Origin of the sequence: Rugamonas sp., from assembly GCF_025354735.1 — a bacterium.
Lineage (GTDB): Bacteria > Pseudomonadota > Gammaproteobacteria > Burkholderiales > Burkholderiaceae_D > Rugamonas.
This window is the reverse complement of the sequence record NZ_JANXMI010000211.1, coordinates 22,138-43,036: the sequence shown is the minus strand read 5'-3', so window position 1 is coordinate 43,036 and position 20,899 is coordinate 22,138. Positions and strand designations below refer to the sequence as shown.

General features: G+C 64.5%; 14 protein-coding genes, 1 tRNA gene and 1 pseudogene. 7 read left to right on the top strand and 9 right to left on the bottom strand.

Going from position 1 to position 20,899, the window contains the following annotated elements; translation table 11 throughout:
* The 3 genes and pseudogenes from Q0S71_RS16875 to Q0S71_RS16865 form a co-directional block, all read right to left on the bottom strand.
* Window positions 1–687: pseudogene (locus tag Q0S71_RS16875) on the bottom strand (hypothetical protein); the annotation flags it as partial.
* A complete protein-coding gene (locus tag Q0S71_RS16870) occupies window positions 684–863 on the bottom strand; it encodes a hypothetical protein (protein ID WP_295998189.1) in 180 nt (59 codons plus the stop codon). The pseudogene Q0S71_RS16875 and the gene Q0S71_RS16870, both read right to left, overlap by 4 nt.
* Window positions 860–1,075: a hypothetical protein gene (locus Q0S71_RS16865; RefSeq protein ID WP_295998187.1), complete on the bottom strand. Its 216-nt coding sequence runs from the start codon at window positions 1,073–1,075 to the stop codon at window positions 860–862. The genes Q0S71_RS16870 and Q0S71_RS16865 overlap by 4 nt, the downstream gene beginning before the upstream one ends.
* Window positions 1,076–1,267: 192 nt before the next feature.
* Between Q0S71_RS16865 and Q0S71_RS16860 the strand changes: the two genes are divergently transcribed.
* The 7 genes from Q0S71_RS16860 to Q0S71_RS16830 all read left to right on the top strand — a co-directional run bounded on the left by Q0S71_RS16860 (window position 1,268) and on the right by Q0S71_RS16830 (window position 13,697).
* Entirely contained in the window at window positions 1,268–2,500 is a 1,233-nt protein-coding gene (locus Q0S71_RS16860; RefSeq protein WP_367185314.1) for a sensor histidine kinase, read from the top strand.
* A gap of 32 nt (window positions 2,501–2,532) precedes the next feature.
* Window positions 2,533–4,896, top strand: a complete 2,364-nt coding sequence (locus Q0S71_RS16855; protein ID WP_295998184.1) for a phosphoketolase — start codon at window positions 2,533–2,535, stop codon at window positions 4,894–4,896.
* 991 nt (window positions 4,897–5,887) lie between these two features.
* Entirely contained in the window at window positions 5,888–6,613 is a 726-nt protein-coding gene (locus Q0S71_RS16850) for a hypothetical protein (RefSeq protein WP_295998181.1), read from the top strand.
* A 399-nt stretch (window positions 6,614–7,012) separates the two neighbouring features.
* Window positions 7,013–7,801 carry an SDR family NAD(P)-dependent oxidoreductase gene (locus Q0S71_RS16845; protein WP_295998177.1) on the top strand — a complete coding sequence of 263 codons (789 nt, stop codon included), beginning with the start codon at window positions 7,013–7,015 and terminating at the stop codon, window positions 7,799–7,801.
* Window positions 7,802–8,543: 742 nt separating this feature from the next.
* Window positions 8,544–11,753, top strand: a complete 3,210-nt coding sequence (locus Q0S71_RS16840; protein WP_295998174.1) for a di-heme oxidoredictase family protein — start codon at window positions 8,544–8,546, stop codon at window positions 11,751–11,753.
* 157 nt (window positions 11,754–11,910) lie between these two features.
* Window positions 11,911–12,810 carry a LysR family transcriptional regulator gene (locus Q0S71_RS16835; RefSeq protein ID WP_295998171.1) on the top strand — a complete coding sequence of 300 codons (900 nt, stop codon included), beginning with the start codon at window positions 11,911–11,913 and terminating at the stop codon, window positions 12,808–12,810.
* Window positions 12,811–12,950: 140 nt separating this feature from the next.
* A complete protein-coding gene (locus tag Q0S71_RS16830; RefSeq protein WP_295998169.1) occupies window positions 12,951–13,697 on the top strand; it encodes an SDR family oxidoreductase in 747 nt (248 codons plus the stop codon).
* A gap of 43 nt (window positions 13,698–13,740) precedes the next feature.
* Here Q0S71_RS16830 and Q0S71_RS16825 read toward each other — a convergent pair whose 3' ends face one another.
* From Q0S71_RS16825 to fdhE, 6 genes are all read right to left on the bottom strand, one after another.
* The gene (locus tag Q0S71_RS16825; protein ID WP_295998165.1) at window positions 13,741–14,790 is read right to left on the bottom strand and encodes an NAD(P)-dependent alcohol dehydrogenase; all 1,050 of its coding nucleotides are present in this window, start codon (window positions 14,788–14,790) and stop codon (window positions 13,741–13,743) included.
* A 251-nt stretch (window positions 14,791–15,041) separates the two neighbouring features.
* Window positions 15,042–15,710, bottom strand: a complete 669-nt coding sequence (locus Q0S71_RS16820) for a PEP-CTERM sorting domain-containing protein (protein WP_295998162.1) — start codon at window positions 15,708–15,710, stop codon at window positions 15,042–15,044.
* Between the two features lie 546 nt (window positions 15,711–16,256).
* Window positions 16,257–16,349, bottom strand: a tRNA-Sec gene (locus Q0S71_RS16815).
* A gap of 33 nt (window positions 16,350–16,382) precedes the next feature.
* The gene (gene selB / locus Q0S71_RS16810) at window positions 16,383–18,353 is read right to left on the bottom strand and encodes a selenocysteine-specific translation elongation factor (protein WP_295998158.1); all 1,971 of its coding nucleotides are present in this window, start codon (window positions 18,351–18,353) and stop codon (window positions 16,383–16,385) included.
* Window positions 18,350–19,807 carry an L-seryl-tRNA(Sec) selenium transferase gene (gene selA, locus Q0S71_RS16805; protein WP_295998155.1) on the bottom strand — a complete coding sequence of 486 codons (1,458 nt, stop codon included), beginning with the start codon at window positions 19,805–19,807 and terminating at the stop codon, window positions 18,350–18,352. Before selA ends, selB begins: the two co-directional genes overlap by 4 nt.
* A gap of 57 nt (window positions 19,808–19,864) precedes the next feature.
* On the bottom strand, window positions 19,865–20,875 hold the full coding sequence (gene fdhE / locus Q0S71_RS16800; protein WP_295998152.1) for a formate dehydrogenase accessory protein FdhE: 1,011 nt from the start codon (window positions 20,873–20,875) through the stop codon (window positions 19,865–19,867).
* Window positions 20,876–20,899: the final 24 nt, after the last annotated feature.

The window sequence follows — 20,899 nt, the reverse complement described above, 5'->3', positions numbered from 1 at the left end:
GTAGACCGCCGCCAGGATGCTGAAGATATAGGCCTGGACCAGGCCGGTGAGCAGGCCCAGCACCGTCATCACGACCGGGAACACGAACGGCGTGATGGCCAGCAGCATGACCATGCGGTCGAGCACGCCTGCCTGCTGCATCCCGCGGTACAGCTCCTCGCCCTCGCGGCAGCGCTCGCCGATGCCGCAGAAAATGCTGACGCCGTCGTGGTGGCCCAGCATGTTGTGGATCATCTCGGTCAGCAGCACGGTCTTGCCGACGCCGGCGCCGCCGAACAGACCGGCCTTGCCGCCGCGTTCCAGCGGCACCAGGACGTCGATCGCCTTGATGCCGGTGGCGAACACCTCGGACGTGGTCGAACGGTCGGCCAGCGGTGGCGGCAGGCCGTCGATGGCGTTGCCGAACACGTCGAACATGCGCGACAGGATGGCCTTGCCGACCGGCGCCATCAGCGGGCCGCCGGTGTCGCGCACGGCCATGCCGCGCGCCAGCGACTGGGTCGCCGTCAGGGCGATGCCGCGCACGCAACACGGATCGGTTTGAGACCGCACTTCAATGGCGATGGCCTCGCCGGCGCGCAGCAGGTTGTGGACCGGCGGCGCATGATGCGCGAAGCGGACATCGACGACGCTGCCGCGCACCGCCAGTACCACGCCGGCGTTGTTCGGCGGCGCCAGGGCGCTCACGTGCGCCGATCGGCGGCGCCCGGGCGCGGCGAGGGACGGACATCGACCGCCACCGGGTCGCTGGCGGGGAAGCTCTCTTTGAGGGCTTCATCCAAGGCGCTTTCCTCATGTTGTTCGGGCGTGGCGGCGGGCGCCGGGACGGGTTGGTCGGGGACCGGGCGGACAGGGCGGTTCATGTGAGGGCTCCTTGGGACAGCGGATGACATGCGAGAAGATCAGGCAAACTGGAAGGCGGTCTGGGTATCGCCTGCGTTTTCATGCCCGTTTGATGGAGCACATCGCCGCGCGCCATCCTGACCAGCTCCGGGAAAGGCGCGAGGCGGCCGAACCCGGCCTCTTGCGGCTCGGCGAGCAAATGGTTCTGGCTCGGGTGGTGGACTGAATTCATGTTTGATGCTCCTTGCAGGGCCAGGCGCAGCTCTGCGATACACTGAACGGCCTTGCTCGTTCCTCAGCCTGGCCCTCGCGGCGCGCCTGGTCTGTGCGCTGGCGCACGGCGCGCAATGCGGCGTTGTGCTGAAGCGGTTCGCTCCTAAGCGTGCCAGCGCACAGATGGGCGGGATTGAAAGGCGCAGCCTCCGTGGGCGAAGGCGCCGGCCCGGCCGGCGTCAAACCATCGGATCACCCGCGCAGGCATCCGCCCGCGCGCTGTCTTGGAGGCCATGCCATCATGATGTATGAATTCTTATCGGAGCACCGGGCCGAGTTGGAGCGGCGGTGCCGGGCCAAGGTCACGCTCAGGCCGAACCGGGCGGCGACGCCGCGTCAACTCGACAACGGCATACCGATGTTCCTTGATCAGTTGATCCGCACGCTGGAGCAGGAAAAACGCAACCGTCCCGTGCCGGATGGGGCCGCGCCGCGTATCGCCCATCCAGGCGCCGATGCCAGCGCCGAATTTGATTTCAGCTCGACCCAGCACGGCCTGGATCTGCTGGACCTCGGTTACACGGTCGACCAGGTGGTCCACGACTACGGCGACCTATGCCAGGCCGCCAGCGAACTGGCGATCGATTGCGATGTCACTTTCGCCGTGGCCGAGTTCAAGACCTTGAACCTGTGTCTCGACAACGCCGTCGCCTCGGCTGTGCTGGCCTACAACCGTGAGCGCGACCTGATGCTCGGCGACCAGCAATTGTCGGCCACCAATGAGCGGCTGGGCTGCTTCGCCCACGAGCTGCGCAATCATTTGGGCACGGCCACGCTGGCCGTCACGGCGATCAAGGCGGGCAACGTCGGCTTGTCCGGCGCCACCGGCGCGGTGCTCGACCGCAGCCTGGTTGCCCTGCGTAACTTGATCGACCGCTCGCTGACGGAGGTCAGGATAGGCGCGGGCATGACCATGCAGCGTCGGGTGTTTGCCCTGAATAATTTTATCGGCGAGGTCAAGTATTCGGCACAGCTCGAAGCGCAGATCAATGGCTGCGCGCTCATGGTCGAGCCGGTCGATCCGCAGCTCTTCATCAACGCCGACCGCGACCTGCTGTTTTCGGCGCTCGGCAATTTACTGCAAAACGCCTTCAAATTTTCCGACAACGGGGCGCAAGTCACGCTGCGAGGCTATCTGGTTGGCGAGCGCATCCGCATCGACGTGGAGGACAACGGCGGCGGATTGCCCGAGGGTTTCTCCGTCGCCGCTTTCGAGCCGTTCACCCAGGCCGCGACGAACCGGCATGGCCTGGGACTGGGCCTGTCGATCGCGCAGCGCAGCGTCGAGGCGAACGATGGCCGGCTGTCGGTCGTCAGCGTTAAAGGGCGCGGTTGTGTATTCACGATCGATCTGCCGCGCTGCGCGCCGTCGTCCGCCAGCTGAATTGTCTGTTGTCTCACTTCAAGGATATCGCCATGAGCACTGCCACGCTGTCCCCCGATTTGCTGCACAAAATCGATGCTTACTGGCGCGCCGCCAACTACCTGTCGGTCGGCCAGATCTATTTGTACGACAACCCCTTGCTGCGCCGGCCGCTGCTGCAGTCCGACATCAAGCGCATGGTGCTGGGCCACTGGGGCACGACGCCGGGCCAGAATTTCATCTACGTCCACCTGAACCGCATGATCAAGCAATACGATTTGAACATGCTGTACGTGTCGGGCCCGGGTCACGGCGGCCCGGCGGTCGTCGGCAATACTTATCTTGAAGGCAGCTACAGCGAGATCTATCCCGACGTCAGCCAGGACGAACATGGCATGGCGCGCCTGTTCCGTCAGTTCTCCTTCCCCGGCGGCATTCCCAGCCATGCGTCGCCGGAGACGCCCGGTTCGATACACGAGGGCGGCGAACTGGGCTACTCGCTGAGCCACGCCTTCGGCGCCGTGTTCGACAATCCCGACTTGATCGTCGCCTGTGTGGTCGGCGACGGCGAGGCCGAGACCGGACCGCTGGCGACGGCCTGGCATTCGAATAAATTCCTCGACGCGGTCGGCGATGGCGCCGTGTTGCCCATCCTGCATCTGAACGGCTACAAGATATCGAATCCCACCGTGCTGGCGCGCATCAGCCACGAAGAGCTGGAGCAGTTGATGCGCGGCTACGGCTGGACGCCGCTGTTGGTCGAAGGCGACGACCCGGCCCTGATGCACCAAGCCATGGCCGCCGCGCTGGAGACGGCGGTGGCGCAGATCCGTCGCTTCCAGCACGCGGCCCGCCACGGCGGCGCCACCGAGCGGCCGCGCTGGCCGATGATCGTGCTGCGCTCGCCGAAAGGCTGGACCGGCCCGAAGGTGGTCGACGGCCTGAAGATAGAAGGCAGTTTCCGCGCGCATCAAGTGCCGATCGCGGTCACCGAGGGGGCGCGGCCGGAGCATCTGCAGATGCTGGAGGACTGGCTGCGCAGCTACCGGCCCGACGAGCTGTTCGACGAGGCCGGCCGGCTCGTGCCGGAGCTGGCCGCGCTGGCGCCGGCCGGCGAGCGGCGTATGGGATCGAATCCGCACGCCAACGGCGGCAGGCTGTTGCGGGACTTGCGCATGCCCGACTTCCGCGACTACGCTTGCGCGGTGCCGCAACCCGGCAGTCCCGGCATCGGCGACACCCGCGTGCTGGGCCCCTTCCTGCGCGATATCACGATGCTCAACGAGCCGCAGCGCAACTTCCGCGTCTTCGGCCCCGACGAGACGCTGTCGAACGGCCTGGAGGCCGTGTTCCAGACCACCGACCGCCAGTGGAACGCCGCCACGCGCGACGACGACGAATGGCTGGCGCGCAGCGGGCGGGTGATGGAGATGCTCAGCGAACACCAGTGCGAAGGCTGGCTTGAGGGCTACTTGCTGACCGGCCGCCACGGCCTGTTCAACTGTTACGAAGCGTTCATCCACATCGTCGACTCGATGTTCAACCAGCACGCCAAATGGCTCAAAGTCTCGTCGAAGCTGCCCTGGCGGCGGCCGATCGCCTCGCTCAACTACCTGCTGGCCTCGCACGTCTGGCGCCAGGACCACAATGGTTTCACGCATCAGGATCCAGGCTTCCTCGACGTGGTCGTCAACAAGAAAGCCGAAGTCGTCCGGGTGTATTTACCGCCGGACGCGAACTGCCTGCTGTCGGTGATGGACCACTGCCTGCGTAGCCGGCACTACGTCAACGTGGTCGTCGCCGGCAAGCATCCGGCGCCGCAATGGCTGGACATGGACGCGGCCGCCAAGCACTGCGCGGCGGGGATAGGCATCTGGGATTGGGCCGGCAACGACCATGGCGCGCCCGACGTCGTCATGGCCTGCTGCGGCGACGTGCCGACGCTGGAGACGCTGGCGGCGGTGTCGATTCTACGCGCCGAGCTGCCATCGTTGAAAGTCCGCGTCGTCAACGTGGTCGACTTGATGCGCTTGCAGCCGCAGAGCGAACATCCGCACGGACTGAGCGACCGCGATTTCGACGCCCTGTTCACCACCGGCACGCCGGTGATCTTCGCCTTTCACGCCTACCCGTGGCTGGTGCACCGGCTGACCTACCGGCGCAGCAACCACCACCACATCCACGTGCGCGGCTACAAGGAGGAGGGCACGATCACGACCCCTTTCGACATGACGGTGCTCAACGAGCTGGACCGCTTCCACCTCGTGATGGACGTCGTCGACCGCGTGACCGCGACCGGCGAACCGGGCCAGGCGCTCAAGCGTCGGCTGAAGGACAAGCTGCTGGACCACCGGCGCTATATCAATTTGCACGGCCAGGACCTGCCGGAAGTCCGAAAGTGGGAATGGCGCAATTAGCCGCACGGAGCGCTTGATCAGCGGGCTGAACGCGATGCCCGCGAAATTCCCGCGATGCGTACTGGCGCACTGAGGGCGGCCGGGCGATGCGCTCATGGTGGTTGCTCCGGGACAAAGCCAGCGAAGCTGTCGGCTTATTTTAAGTCGGGGTCGGACCGTCTGCGCTCTCCATTTCGCATGCGCGAGTCCGGCCCGAAATAATCGGCGAACCTCAAGCCTGCGCCTCGGGCCACCATTTCTAGCACCCCCGCAGGATAGACTTGTTCGTATAGGAAATTTTCCACTTCAGAAAAGCAAAGCACGCCAGTTCCTACGTGCTCCGGAAATGGATAGTCATCAACGACGGAGACTACTGACATGTCCGGACCTCCAATTGCCAAACGCACGATGTCCCGTTCAGTCACTAAGTGCATGGGGTGGTACCTTAATATCGAGTGGAATGAATACGGCGTGGTTTATGGTGCCAAGTATAGCGGAAAAACATGACCATTTGTAAAATGGCCTTCAATGCACGTCTGCTGCACGTGGCTGCCCTCCAAAAAATCGGAAAAAAATTTATGGTGAAAATAATCGCGCCTTTTCCCGTATCGTTTAGGAAATTGTTGCCTTGACTCCTCTGCAACACCTGATCCCATATCCACAACTTAATATTTCGGGGAACAATATTTTTTTGGCTTGTAATCGTGCTCGCGGCGTCCAATCATCCACGCAAATAGGAAATTGGTACGCGACAATAGACGGTGGATTTGCGAAACATATTTTATGTTTGTTCAAGTTAAAAATTCGAGGCGGAAAATATCCGCTATCAATTCATAAAATCTGATAAAAATATTAATTTGACATTAAAGCCACTTCGGAGGAAAATTTACTTATTAAATTTAATGCAATAAAAATTCACCATTTTGGCAAGAGGACTTAGGACGTTGATGAATTTGTTTGGACTGAACGGCTAGAAAAAATTCTTGTTTTAAAATAACTCAAGGAAAATAAAATGACCGCCAAAGTATTCATGATCGCATCTGCACTCGCTTTCTTAACTCCTGCCGCTTGCGCGACCGTTATGTTGGATCAGGACGCAAAGGTGAACCTGATCGATGGTTCGACTTTTCAAAGCAGTAATTCAGTTTGGACTGGCGGGGATGGCAGGGATAGTCTGGAGACATTTACTGCAGGAAAAACAGGTACACTCACAACTATCGCACTCCAAGCCCTCGAAGAATCAGGGCCGGCTACATTTTATTTGTCTGTATATCAGGGCAATGGCGCTGAATTGGGAAGCAACGCGGCGGGAACCGTTGCTTTCGCAAATATTCAATCGGAAAGCTCATACAATGCTGGTGGAATGGTCAATATTGATGTGTCGAGCTTGGCGTTCAAGGTTGCGGCCGGCTCGCTTTATAGCTATTCAATAACTGCCCAACACGGTGCCGATGCATCGTGTTGCGATGGCGGGCTGGTTTTACCAATCGGTATCAATCTTTCAGATGGGACATTTATAATAAATAATTATGCGGGAGGACGAGACTATCGCCGGACCTGGACCGACGGAACTACGCCGGGTTGGGACTTGAGTCTCAATTTTGCTGTAGTCCGTGGCTTCCAGACTTATGTTGACGTTTCACCTGTTCCAGAGTCGCCGCAGGGGGAGATGTTCATTTTCGGTTTAGGAGTTATCGCTACTTTGAACCGAGTTCGCGTCCGCTCGCAAAAGCCCTAAGTTCAACATACGGAGCCGTCCCGAGATTGGGGCGGTGCGCGGCTCGATTGCGCCGGCCGCCATGTTTATTTCCCGTAATGTCATTCCTGTCACTCCGATCCCCGGGCAAGCAAGCGGATCGTTGCGCCGCCCGGCCGTCCAGGCTATCGAAGCAGCGTCTTGCGTCAGGCGCGCAATGATGGACAGCCATCCATACGTCTTTCTTCGGCGCAATTCCCACATCCACCACCACTCTTTCGGGTACAGGATATCTTTGAGTGCGAGGACCAGCATGGGCTTGCGCCGTGGCTTTTTAAATAATATGCTAAAGCTTGATCGAAGCACCGCCGCCGACGATGGGGCGGACTGGTGACGACATCGTATGGTTGCATCCCCCCACTCTCATTAAAAGGACTTGCCATGCATATAGACCTGAGCGGCAAAACAGCCATCGTCACCGGTTCCACTCGCGGCATCGGTTATGCCATCGCTGCCGGCCTGGCCGGCACGGGTGCCACCGTCGTCGTCACCGGCCGCAAGCAAGTCGATGTAGACCAAGCCTTGAGCAGCCTGCGCGCCAGCGTAGCGGGAGCGCAGGTGCGCGGTGTTGCGGCCGACCTGTCCAATGCGGAAGGTTTTGCTACCCTGCAAGCGGCCGAGCCCGTGGCCGACATCCTGGTCAACAACGTCGGCGTCTTCAACCTGCAGCCATTCGCCGAAATCCCCGACGAGGAATGGACGCGCTTCTTCGAGATCAACATCATGTCCGGCGTGCGCGCCAGCCGCGCCTACCTGCCCGGCATGCAGAAAAAGAACTGGGGCCGGATTGTTTTCATCTCGTCCGAATCGGGTCTGAACATTCCGGCCGACATGATCCACTACGGCTTCACCAAGACCGGCAACCTGGCGATATCGCGCGGCCTGGCCAAGAGCGTGGCCGGCAGCGGCATCACCGTCAATGCCGTGTTGCCGGGCCCGACCCTGTCGGAAGGCGTGCAGCACCTGGTGGCGCCGGGCGGCGACTATGCGGCGGCCGAGCGGGAAGCCAATGCCTTTGTGCGCACCCACCGCAGCACGTCCATCATTCAGCGCGTGGCGACGCCGGAAGAAGTCGCAAATATGGTGGTGTACGTGTGTTCGACGCAGGCCTCGGCCACCACCGGCGCGGCGCTGCGGGTGGACGGTGGCGTGGTTGATACGATAGCTTGATCTTGCGCTTGCTAATCGTTGCCATCCGCTAAGCGAAAACTTTGCCTGCGGCTGGAAGCACAAGCGTGTCAGGCCTGTGCGGCCGGCTTAGCTGTGTCGATCTGAAACTCTTCCGATCACTAAATCGATGATTTGCCCATGAACCGACGACGGCATGTCGTCGGCCCCACCGCACACCTGGACGCTGCAAGCCGGCTTTAACGTGAGCGTTGCTGCGTGACACAGGCGTGCCGCGTTCTTCCCTATTGTCCCATTCCGGAGGTCGGCGTGAGCTGACTTGCTGTTGCGTGGGCGTCAAAATCGCGGCGGGGCATAGCGATTTTTTATGGGTAATATTTAGATTGATTTAAGCAGGATTAACTTCTTTTAATCCTGAGTCTTTATTCAGGGCGGTATATTTAATATATTTGCAATGACTATTAAATTAATAATAAGCTGTTTTTACTAATCAATAATAAAATAATCGCAATAATATTGCAAAGCATTCACTTTAGCGTCGTACCCCGCATTTTTCCTGCCGTCCACGCCATGGCGTATTTTGAAATTAATTATCCATAATATTTGACACGCTTACATGGATAAGATATTTTAATGAAAAGTTTCCATGTGGAAATTTAAATGATAATCGTCGGCGGCTCCAATTCGATTCCATAAACGCCTGCGGGAATGATGGTGCGCTCAGGCGACTTGCTTGCCGGGACGCCAACGGTCTTGATCGATATAAAAAATAAGAAGGGGTAGTATGGAAAATATCATTGATCGGCACAGGGCGCGCATGGCGCGGCTGCGCCGTGTTTCGGCCCTGGGTCTGCCTCTGGTCTTGGCGCTGGCCGCCTGCGGTGGCGGCCAGTCCGACGGCGGCACGGCCAGCACCGCCACCGCCAAGGTCATGGCGGTGGCGCGGGCGGCGGCCGAAACGGCGCTGACGCCGGTCGGCGCCAGTGCCAGCGCCAGCGAGCGGGGCGATCTGTCCGCCGCCGCCGCCATCGACCACAATGAAGGCACGCGCTGGAGCAGCGGTTTCTCCGACGATCAGTGGCTGACGCTGGACTTCGGCCAGTCGGTGCTCATCACCCGCGTCCACATCGACTGGGAAAACGCGCACGCGACCCGCTATCTGTTGCAGGTGTCCGACGACAACAATCAATGGACCACGATCAAGACCGTGGACAACAGCCTGGGCGGCTCGGAAGACATCACCGGCCTGGACGGTCAAGGCCGCTACCTGCGCTTGCAGGGCGTGGCGCGCTCGACCCAATACGGTTATTCCATCTTTGAAATCCAGGCCTTCTCGGGCACGCCGGTGGTGGTGGCGCCGCCGACCGGTCCCACGCCGCCGCCGCCCGTCGACTTGAGCAAGCCTGGCGTGCTGATCCAGCCAGTGGCGAGCAGTTCGTCGGCGCTGGAAAATCCCGGCCTGTCGTCGGCCATGGCCATCGACGGCAATATGGGCACGCGCTGGGCCAGCGCCTTCGAGGACGGCGCGTGGATCCAGTTCGACTTCGGCGTCAAGACCCAGATCGGTTACATGAAGCTGAACTGGGAAAATTCCTACGGCAAGCAATATGCGCTGCGCGTCTCCGACGACGGCGTGCAGTGGTCGCAACTGCGCTACGTGGGCGCCGGCACCGGCGGCACCGAGGAATTCTTCAACCTGGGCGCCAACGCCCGCTACATCCGCTTGCAGGGCGTGGCGCGCGCCACCCAGTACGGTTATTCGCTGTACGAGGTGCAATTCAAATCGCCCGGCAGCGACAACACGCTAGGCAGCGCCACCACCTCGGCGCTGAAGTTCCCGGCCAACGGCAGCGGCCTGGCGCCCTTGCCGACCCAGGCCGATCCGCTGGAAACCTTGCAGTTCACGCTGCCCGACGGCACGCTGGTGACGCGCTTCGGCGCGCGCGGCCTGGCCCGCCACGGCCGCGAACGGGGCGAGGACTGGAACGAGATCGGCTACGGCCCCAACGACACGGTCGACCCCGTCACCGGCCTGGCGCTCGACCAGGGCCCGGGCAATTACCTGACCTTCGTGTCGAATTACTTCCAGAACCGCACCTGGGGCGTCGAAATCATCGACAACAGCAAAGTGGCCGGCGTGACCGCGCCGACGCTGACCGTCAACCAGTACACCACAGTCGACTTCCTCAATGGCGGCATCGCCTTCTTCCGCGCCTACGACCGCCCCGGCGTGACCGGCTACGGCTGGATGAGCCCCGGTGAGCTGGTCGACCGCAGCGTCGCCGTCTGCAAGCCGACGGCCTATCCGGCGAACGGCAAGCTGACCACGCCGAACGGCATCAACGGCGCTTGCACGCTGGTGGTCAAGGAGTATCCGGGCCACGCCGCCCTCGACGCGGCCGGCTTCCCCGACGGCGGCAGCGTCGCCGCCCGCGCGCTGGTGGCCGGCGACGTCGTCGAAGTGTCGCCGTCGATGTTTTCGACGGTGGCGTCGATGGCGTCCAAGGGCGACGGCGGTGGCATCCGCTATTATTCCTACGAGTGGAGCTATGTGGTCGGCCAGGGCCTGCGGCCGTGGTACGGCGTGCAGCCGCGCCTCAATTCGGTGCCGCTGCCCGACAGCACCCTGTCCGGCGGCACCGGCTCGATCTCGTACAACTATTCGGACAACGCCCTGTTCATGTTCCAGCAGCCGCACAACAATATCGGCATGCAGGACATGCAGCGCTTCGTCGAAGGCCGCCGCCTGGTGCACACCAATTTCACCACCGGCGACCATAACGAGCCGGGCAACGACCGCTACCAGCCGGCCGTGGGCTTGCAGGGGCCGCGCTTCAGCCAGTCCGCCTGCATCGCCTGCCACGTCAACAACGGCCGCAGCATCGCGCCGACGGCGCTCAACCAGCGGCTCGACAGCATGTCCGTGCGCGTCGCCAGCATCGACGCCAACGGCCAGCAGTCGCCCCATCCCCAGTACGGCACGACGATACAGATGAACGTGAAATCGGCCACCGGCGCGGCGCAGAACTGGGGCACGGGCGTGCAGGTGGCCGGTTTCCAGACCCGCAAGGTGACGCTGTCCGACGGCACCGTGGTGCAGCTGAGCAAGCCGACGCTGGGCTTCGACGGTCCGGTGCCGGACGCCTACTCGCTGCGCGCGGCCCAGCCCATGATAGGCAGCGGCCTGCTCGAAGCGGTGCCGGAGGCCGACATCATCGCGCGCGCCCGCACCACGGCCGACGCCGACGGCGTCAAGGGCGTGCCCAACTATGTGTTCGATCCCGAGACGGGCGCGGTGCGCCTGGGCCGCTTCGGCTGGAAGGCGTCGAAAGCGACGCTGCGCCACCAGGCCGCCGCCGCGCTGTTGCAGGACATGGCGGTGACGACGCCGGTCTATCCCAACCGTTCATGCAGCATCGACCCGGCCGGCTGCGCGCGCGCCGTGGTCCAGCCCGGCGTGACGGAGGCGGACTTGCAGGCCATCTCGCACTATCTGGCGCTGGTCGGCGTGCCGGCCCAGCGCAGCCTGTCGAGCGGTTTCCCGAAAGGCGTGGCGCCCATCGATGAAATGAACGTCGACCCGCTCAAGGTGGCGGCCGGCGCCAAGGTGTTCCAGGGCATGCGCTGCGCCGCCTGCCACACGGCGGAAATGAAGACGGGGCCGGGCCATCTGTTTGCCGAGTTGCGCAACCAGACCATCCATCCCTACACCGACTTGCTGCTGCATGACATGGGCGGCGACCTGGCGGACAATTTCACCGAAGGCCAGGCCGGCGGCGGCATGTGGCGCACGGCGCCGCTGTGGGGCATAGGCTACACCGCCAAGGTGATGGGCAACAGCGCCAAGGTCGGCTATCTGCACGACGGCCGCGCCCGCAGCCTGAGCGAAGCGATCCTGTGGCACGCCGGCGAGGGCGCCGCCGCCAGCGCCCGCTTCGCCGCGCTGTCCGCGTCGGACCGGGCCAATCTGCTGGCCTTCCTCAACTCGCTGTAAGTAGGCCCGGTGCGGGCCGGACGGTGGCAGCTCGCATCGTCCGGCCTGAGCTGGCGCACCGCCACTGACTTGGCCACCGGGAATTCTGTTGGAAGTGCTGTCCATGCGTTTAAGATAGCCGCATGGACATTGTCCGACCAGCCAACCGGGAGCCGCCTTGAATCAACTGTTAGCCATCCGCTGCTATGCGCGCGTCGTCGAGACCGGCTCGTTCACGCGCGCCGCCGACTCGCTGGGCATACCGAAAGCCACCGTCAGCAAGCTGGTGATCGACCTGGAGACGCACCTGAAGGTGATGCTCTTGCAGCGCAGCACACGCAAGGTGGCGCCGACCGCCGACGGCGTGGCCTATTACAACGGCACGGCCAGCCTGGTGCGCGAGCTCGAGGATTTCGATTCCGAATTCACGGGCGCGCACGTCAAGCCCTCCGGCAAAATCCGCGTCAGCGTCGGCGGCACCACGGGGCGCTTGATCCTGGTGCCGGCCTTGCCGGCCTTCTTCGCGCTGTATCCGGACATCCAGATCGAGCTGGGCGTGAGCGACCGCGCCGTCGACCTGGTCGACGAAAACATCGACTGCGTGATCCGCGGCGGCGACATGACGCAGCCGTCGGTGGTGGCGCGCCGGATCGGCAGCGCGTCCTGGGTCACCTGCGCGACGCCGCAATATCTGGACACGCATGGCGTGCCGCAGCATCCGAACGATTTGCACAGCGGCTACCGCATCATCGGCTACCACTCGGCCCGCACCGACAGGGCGATCCCGTCGCGCTTCGCCAAGGGCGGTGAATTCATCGAGATCGACGGCCCGTATGCCATCAGCGTCAACGATGGCGCGGCGCGCGCGGCCGCCGGCCTGGGCGGCATGGGGATCTTGCAGATCCACACCTTCACCGTGCGCGCCGATCTGGCCGCCGGGCGTTTGCTGCCGGTGCTGGCCGACTGGGTGCCGGCGCCTTATCCGTTTCATGTCGTGTATCAGCCGAACCGCAAACTGAGCAGCCGGCTGCGGGTCTTCATCGACTGGCTGGTCGGCGTGTTCGCCGACGTGACGTAGGTGACGTAGCGGCCGCGATTATCCAGTTTTGTGGATACAGAAAGCGCCGCCGCCCGATTTATCCGCCCCGCGATCGCTCCTAGAATGGACACATCAGTTCGACACCGAACCGACATTCATCCACCTACTGGGAGCACATCATGAGCAAACCTTTGGCAAATAAAGTGGCACTGGTCACCGGCGGTTCGCGCGGCATGGGCGCGGCGATCGCCCTGCGGCTGGCACGCGACGGCGCCGATGTCGTCATCAGCTATTCCGCTTCCGGCGACAAGGCCGACGCGGTGGCGCGGCAAATCACGGCGCTCGGCGTGCGCGGCGTCGCCATTCAGGCCGACCAGGGCGACCCGGCGCAGGTGGCGGCGCTGGTCCAGCAGGTGGGCGAGCAGTTCGGCCGCATCGACATCCTGGTCAACAACGCCGGCATCCTGATGGCCGGCCTGGTGTCGGACCCGGTCGACCCGGCCGCCATCGAGCGCCTGTTCGCCATCAACGTGCTGGGCGTGGCCACCGCCGTGCGCGCCGCCATCGCGCTGATGCCGGACCACGGCCGCATCATCAACATGGGCTCCGGCCTGGGCGAGCGCGCCGCCTGGGCCGGCACCGGCGACTATTCGGCCACCAAGGCGGCCGTCAACCTGTACAGCCGTTCGTGGGCGCGCGAACTGGCGCCGCGCGGCATCACCGTCAACGTCGTCCAGCCCGGTCCGGTGGCCACCGACATGAATCCCGACAGCGGCGATTTCGCCGACATGGAACGCAAGCTGGTGCCGCTGGGCCGCTTCGGCACCACCGATGAACTGGCCGCCGCCGTCGCCTTCTTGGCCAGCCCGGACGCCAGCTATATCACCGGCGTGGCGCTGAACGTCGATGGCGGCATGTCGGCCTAAACGGCTTGCGATGGCGGGCCGGCGCGTCATCCCGCCATTCGGATCAGGCCGCCAGCGACTTCATGTCGATCACGAAGCGGTAGCGCACATCGCTCTTGACGACGCGCTCGAAGGCTTCGTTGATGGCCTGGATGTCGATCAGTTCGATATCGGCGGTGATGCCGTGCTCGCCGCAGAAGTCGAGCATTTCCTGGGTTTCCTTGACCGAGCCTATCATCGAGCCGGCCAGCGAGCGGCGCGAGCCGATCAGCCTGAAGGCGTTGACCGGCGGCGTGGCCGCGTCGGGCACGCCGACCAGCGTCATGGTGCCGTCTATCTTCAGCAGCTGGAGGTAGTCGTTCCAGTCGACGGCGGCGCCGACGGTGTTGATGATCAGGTCGAACTGGCCGGCCAGCTTGGTGAAGGTGGCGCCGTCGCTGGTGGCGTAATAATGGGCGGCGCCGAAGCGCAGGCCGTCTTCCTGCTTGGCCAGCGACTGGCTCAGCACCGTCACGTCGGCGCCCATGGCGTGGGCGATCTTCACGCCCATGTGGCCGAGGCCGCCCAGTCCGATGATGGCGACTTTCTTGCCGGGACCGGCGCGCCAGTGCTTGAGCGGCGAGTACAGCGTGATGCCGGCGCACAGCAGCGGCGCGGCCTGGTCCAGCGGGAGGTTGGCGGAGATGGTCAGCACATAACCCTGCTTGACGACGATGTGGTCGGAATAGCCGCCGTGGGTCGGCGTGACGCCGTCGGCCTCGACGCTGTTATAGGTTTGCACCAGGCCCGGCATGTACTGTTCCAGGTCGACATCGCGGCTGGCGCAGGTGGTGCAGGAATCGACGAAGCAGCCGACGCCGACGCGGTCGCCGACCTTGAACTTGCTGACGTTTGCGCCGACGGCGGTGACGATGCCGGCGATTTCATGGCCGGGCACCATGGGGAACATGGCGCCGCCCCATTCGTCGCGGGCCTGGTGGATGTCCGAGTGGCAGACGCCACAGAATTTGATGTCGATGGCGACGTCGTCGGCGTTCGGCGCGCGACGTTCGAAGGAGTAGGGAGCCAGTCTTTCTTTGGCGGCCGAGGCCGCGTATCCGCGCGCGAGTGTCATGGTGGGTGGTCCGTTTATAAAGGGGGAAGGGGATTGCACTGCGCATTGCGGCCGGGGCAAGGCAGTCGACTGTCGTTATATCTTGATAAGTATAACGGCTTGAAAATTATAGCCGATCGCGGCCATGGCGCGCGCACCAATGGCGCGGCGGCTGCGGGGACAATTGCTCGCGGCGCGCGTGACGCCCGCTCGGCATATGCCGATCACAAGATGACCAGGCGGCGCCGGCGCCGCTTGGTCACCCGGCGCGATTACGCCTCGTGTTGCTTACGACGCCGTGCCGCGACGCCGAGCAGGCCCAGGCCACCGAGCAGCATGGCGTAGGTCGATGGTTCCGGCACGGCGGCGACCGACAGCTCGAAGTTGTCCACCGTCGGCCAGACATAGTCGGCGTCCGAGTGGATGGAGCTGACCGTCAGCGACACCATGCTGGCGGTGGAGACGAAGCCCAGGAAGGAGTTCACCTGGGAATTCTTGACCTCGTAGCTCAGCGTGGCGCCCGTGCTGTCGACGCCGGTCACCAGCACCGAGAAGCCCGGTTCCGAATAGCCGCCCATGTCGGAGGTAAAGAAGAAACCGCCGGTGCCCACGATCTTCTGGCCGAATTTGCTGAAGGTCAGGCCATCGCCGTCATTGCTGGTGGTCAGCCACCAATCGCCATCGTCATCACCACCTGGGTACATATGCTGGTTTTTGGGGCCGGCGCCGACGGAATAGTCGTAACCACCCGCGGTGCGCGCCATCGGCGAATCGTAACGCTCATCAATATCCAGATCGTTGAAGGTATCTACTCCGCTTTTGCCCACGGCCGACTGGTAGGAGGCCTGACTCGTATAAACGGTGAGTTCCGCATGGGCCGCGGTGGCGGCCAGCAACATGACGGCGGAAGCAAAAACAGACTTGGTGGATAGAAACTTCATAGGAACAAACTCCTCATCACAAAGGTTAATTGAAAGTTGGGTTGATCAGGCCTGAAGCTTCAATGTAGCGCTACCAATAAAGCGATGCAATAATTATATTAAAAATATGATAATTATTGTGCACTGCAATGTCCGCCCGTTGTATATATCAGTAAAGAGAGATTGCATTTTTTTCCTAGCCGAAAAATCAGCTGCGGCAGGGCAATGTGGCTGCGGTTCTCTTCAGAAATTGTCGGCGCGGCGAGGCCGCATCATGGCGCTAGCCCGCATGACAGGCCGCTTACGCACGAAAGGTGGCTAACGGACGGGATGGGCGGGATTGTTAATCGCGTTCTTTGACGAGGTAGTTGTAGAGCATCCGCAGCGAAGCGGCACAGTGGTCGGTAATGGCGATAATTTCTTGCAAGACAAGAAAACTGCGTTATGGAAATAGCCCATAGTCAACCGATCATGACGATCGCGAACGCGCGGCTCAACTGGCCGGGGCCACGATGTTGGGCGCTACCATTGCGCCGGCGCTGAAATATTGTTTGCGCAAGGGGAGGGCGGAAAGCAGTAAGAGTCGAACTTACAGGAGAGCGGCTGACGCCCTCCACCGGGTTTGAAGCCCGGCCACACCACCGGATGAGTGTGCTTTCCTCGGGATACCGGCGTCCCGTTCTTGCTGTCGCGCTAGCAGGCGGCGCCGCTGTCGCCGCTGTCGCCGCTGTCGCCGCTGTCGCCATCGAGCCAGACGGCGTTGGGCCGCAGCAAGTGGGCGTTGCCGACGCGCCGAGTATAACCGACGCGATCGAAAAATTCTAACACCTGCACCGCCCGCTTGCGCCCGAGGCCGCTGGCGTCGCGGAAGGCGGCCGTGCAGACGGCGCCCGCTGGATTTTCCGCCGCGTCCGCCGTCCCGAGAGCGACCACCAGCCGGGCCAGCGCCGCCATCTGCGAGGGGTGGTAAAACAGTTCGGGCACCACCTGGCTCAGCTGGCCGGACTTGCCCAGCTTGCGCAGCAGCGCGCGCACTTGCGCCTCGGGCACCTGGTGTTCGCGGCCGAGGTCGCGCACCCATGGCGGATCGAAGCCGCCCAGCGCCACGCTGGCCAGCAGGCGTTGCGCCAGCGCCTGCTCCCCGGGCGTCAATTCCACCGTATGGCCGGGCAGGTGCAGCGCGCGGCCGCGTTGCAGCAGCGCGCCACGGCCGGCCAGCGCCGCGATCAGATGCGACCACAGCAAATCTTCCATCTCCGGTTCGACGATGCGCTTCAAGCGCCACAGTTCCGGCCCGGCCTCGTCCGGCGCGCGCTCGTGGAACTGCGCCAGCGCCGCCAGGATGCGTGCCTCCAGCGCCCGCACGGCGGCCGGCGCGATCAGCAGCGCGTCGCCGCCGCGCAGGGCGAGGCGCAGCGTGCCCTCGGGCGCCACGATCTGCTCCGGCGGCAGCAGCGACAGCCGCACCAGCGCCGTCAGCCGGATGCCGAGCGGGCTTTGCGCCAGCAGCGCCCCATATTCGCCGCCGCCGATGAAGTCGGCCAGCGCGTCCAGCCACGCCATGCGGGCCGCGCTGCGCCGCTTGCGCGCCGGCGCGAACGGATCGAGCACGACGCCGCCGCCTATGGTCGCCGTGGCCTGCGCGTTGCGCACCACAAAGCGGTCGCCCGGCACCACATGCAGCGCCGTCTCGAACACCAGTTGCACGCGGGCGCGCCGGCCCGCTTGCAGCAGCTCGCCTTCGAGCGGCACCACGTGGGCCACGCCGTGCGCGGCGCCCAGATGGACGTGCAAAGGCGCCCACGCTTTCAGGGCGGGGCCGGCGTCGTCCATCAGCGTCAGCTCGGCGTCGAAGCGCGTGCCGCACTCGCCCAGCGCCGGCGCCACCATCCAGTTGCCGCGTTCGATGGCGCGGCGCGGCGCGCTGCCGAGATTGAGCGCCAGGCGCTGGCCGGCGACGCCGCTGTCGGCCGGGCGGTTTTGCGCGTGGATGCTGCGCACCCGCAGCAGCTCGCCGCCGGGCGCCAGTTGCAGCGTGTCGCCGACGTGGACGCGGCCGGCCAGCGCGGTGCCGGCGACGATGGTGCCGTGGCCGGCCAGCGTGAACACGCGGTCTATGCCGAGGCGGAACAAACGCCGTTCGTCGCGCGCCGGCAGCGCGGCCGCCTGCTGCGCCAGGTGCCGCCGCAGCGCCGCCACGCCTTCGTCGCCGGGCTCGGTGGCGCGGGTGCGGAAGATGGGCGCGCCGGCCAGCTCGGTGTGCGCCAGCAGCGCGTGGATGTCGTGCTCGACCTGCGCCAGGCGGGCGGCGTCGGCGCGGTCGGCCTTGGTCAGCGCGACGGCCGCGCGGCCGATGCCGAGCAGGCGCAAAATGGCCAGGTGTTCCAGCGTCTGCGGCATGATGCCGTCGTCGGCGGCGACCACCAGCAGCGCGAAGTCGATGCCGGTGACGCCGGCGGCCATGGTGCGGATGAATTTTTCGTGGCCCGGCACGTCGATCACGCCCAGCACCGCGCCGTTGTCGAGCGCGGCGTAGGCGTAGCCGAGCTCGATGGAAATGCCGCGCGCCTTTTCTTCCTTCAGGCGGTCGGTGTCGACGCCGGTGAGGGCGCGCGTGAGCGTGGTCTTGCCGTGGTCGATGTGGCCCGCCGTGCCGACGATCATGGCGGCAAGCGTTCGAGCTGGGCCGCGAAGGCCGGCTGCTGACTTTCCTCCAGACAGCGCAGGTCCAGCCACAGCGTGTCCTGGCCGATGCGGCCGATGACGGGCACAGGCAGGCCGCGCAGCCGCTGTTCCAGCCGGCCCAGCGCGTTGCCGACGGCGCAGCCCGGCGACGCGCGCACCGCCAGGCCGTAGCTCGGCAGCTGGTCCACCGGCAACGCGCCGCTGCCGATCTGGCTCAGCATCGCTTGCGCCGTCACGCCGTAGGATGGGCCCAGCGCGTGCTGCAACAGCGGCTGGAGTTCGACCGCCTGCCGCTGCATGGCGTCGGCGCGGCGGGTCAGCAGGCGCAGCGTGGTCAGGCGTTCGGCCAGCAGGTCCGGCGCGCGGTACAGCGCCAGCACCGGCGCCAGCGCGGCCAGGGTCAGCTTGCCGACGCGCAGCGCCCGCTTCAAAGGATTTTTTTTGATCTGCGCGATCAGGTCGGCGCGCCCGGCGATGATGCCGCACTGCGGCCCGCCGAGCAGCTTGTCGCCGCTGAAGGTGACGAGGTCGGCACCGGCGGCGATGGTTTCGCGCACCGTCGTTTCGTGCGGCAGGCCGTAGCGTTCCAGGTCGACCAGGGTGCCGCTGCCGAGGTCGACGACCAGCGGCACGTGATGCTCGCGCGCCAGCGGCGCCAGCTCCGCCACGGCCACGCTTTTGGTGAAGCCGGTGATGCTGTAATTGCTGGCGTGGACCTTCATCAGCAGCGCCGTCTGCGGGCCCAGCGCGTTGGCGTAGTCGGCCCGGTGGGTGCGGTTGGTGGCGCCGATTTCGCGCAGCGTGGCGCCGGCGCGCTGCATCACGTCGGGGATGCGGAAGGCGCCGCCGATTTCCACCAGCTCGCCGCGCGAGATGACGACCTCGCGGCCCATGGCCAGCGTGTTGAGCATCAGCAGCACGGCGGCGGCGTTGTTGTTGACGACGGTGGCCGCTTCGGCGCCCGTCAGTTCGCGCAGCAAGTCTTCGACCAGGTCGTCGCGGTCGCCGCGCTTGCCGGTGTCGAGGTCGAATTCCAGGTTCATCGGCCATTGCAGCGCTTCGACCACGGCTTGCACCGCCGCGTCGGGCAGCAGCGCGCGGCCCAGGTTGGTGTGCAGCACGGTGCCGGTCAGGTTGTAGACGGGCTTTAACTGTGCGCGGTTGGCCAGTGCCAGCCGCGCGCCGACTTGCGCGTTCAGCGCCGGGATATCTTCGACCGCGGCATCGGCATCGGCATCGACCGCGGCATCGGCGCCGGCCAGCAGGCACGCGCGCTTGTCCGCCAGCAGCGCGCGCGCCGCGTCCACGGTCTGGGCCCGGCCGTAGGTGGCGATCAGCGCGGCGCAGCTGGAACAGGCCAGCATGCGGTCGACCGAGGGCAGGTGGATGGAACGCGCCGGGGACGGGACGGGCAGGGCGGTGGGCTGGTTCATGGTCGCTTTACATATCCCGGACGCGGGAATATCCGGTGAGCAGTTCGGTGTGGGACATCAGGCCTGGGCGCTGAACCACAGCAGCGGATTGCCGCTGGCGCGGTCGTAGCCGGCTGCCGAGACCAGCAAGTCCAGCGTCAGGCTGGCCAGGTCGTCGGCCAGCGGCTCGATGTAATAATCATGTTCCTGATTGAAGATTTTACGATAGCTGTGGCAATCCTCGCAGGTTTCGGCGCGCGCCACTTTTTTCGGATCGTTGGCCTTGCTGCGCGGCTTGGCCGTTTGCGCCAGCGCGGCCGCGTCGATGGCGTCCAGGCTGCGATAGGCGATCTGGCTATTGCTTTCGCAGGTGGAGCATTTGACGCGCACCATATGCCATTCGCTGGTGCAGATGCCGCATTGCAGATAGCGATAGCCTTGCGACTGGCCGCCGATGCGGATCGCGCTGGCGACCGGGTGCGAGCCGCAGACCGGACACAGCGTGCCCGTCTCCAGCACCGGCACGTCCAGCTGGTGCAACATGCCCGCTTGCACCGTCCACAGCACTTGCAGCGCGGCGGCGACGAAGGGCGCGTGCAGCGCATTGACGGCGGCGCCATCCTGGGCCAGCACGGCGTCGGCGCAGGCGTCGAGGGCGGCGGCGTCGAGGCCGCGCAATTCGCCCAGCACCGCGCTCAGTTGCGGCGGGGCGGCGGCGAGGCTGTCGAGCCGGTCGAGCAGGCTGGAAAATATGCGGCGCCAGACCGGGTCGCGTTCGCCGCCCACCGGGATCAACGGCATGCGGTGGGCCAGCGCCTGCTGCATGTCGGCCAGCGGCGGCAGCGTGACGGCGTCCCTGGGCAGGGCCACGCTGACGGCGGCCTGGGCGTCGACCAGCGCCGCCATCAGCAGCAGATAGCCGCCCAGCGTGGCGTCGACCGGCGTGCCGCCGACGGCGCCGCCGGCCAGCTGGCGCAGACGGGCCGCGCGCGCGGCGAAGGCGCTGGCCGCTTGCGGCAGCAGCAGGCGCGGAATGGCGTTGTGGTCGAGCGACTCGATGTCGCCCGCTTCCAGAATTCGTTGTACCAAGTAAGTCCCCAGTATGTGCTGTCG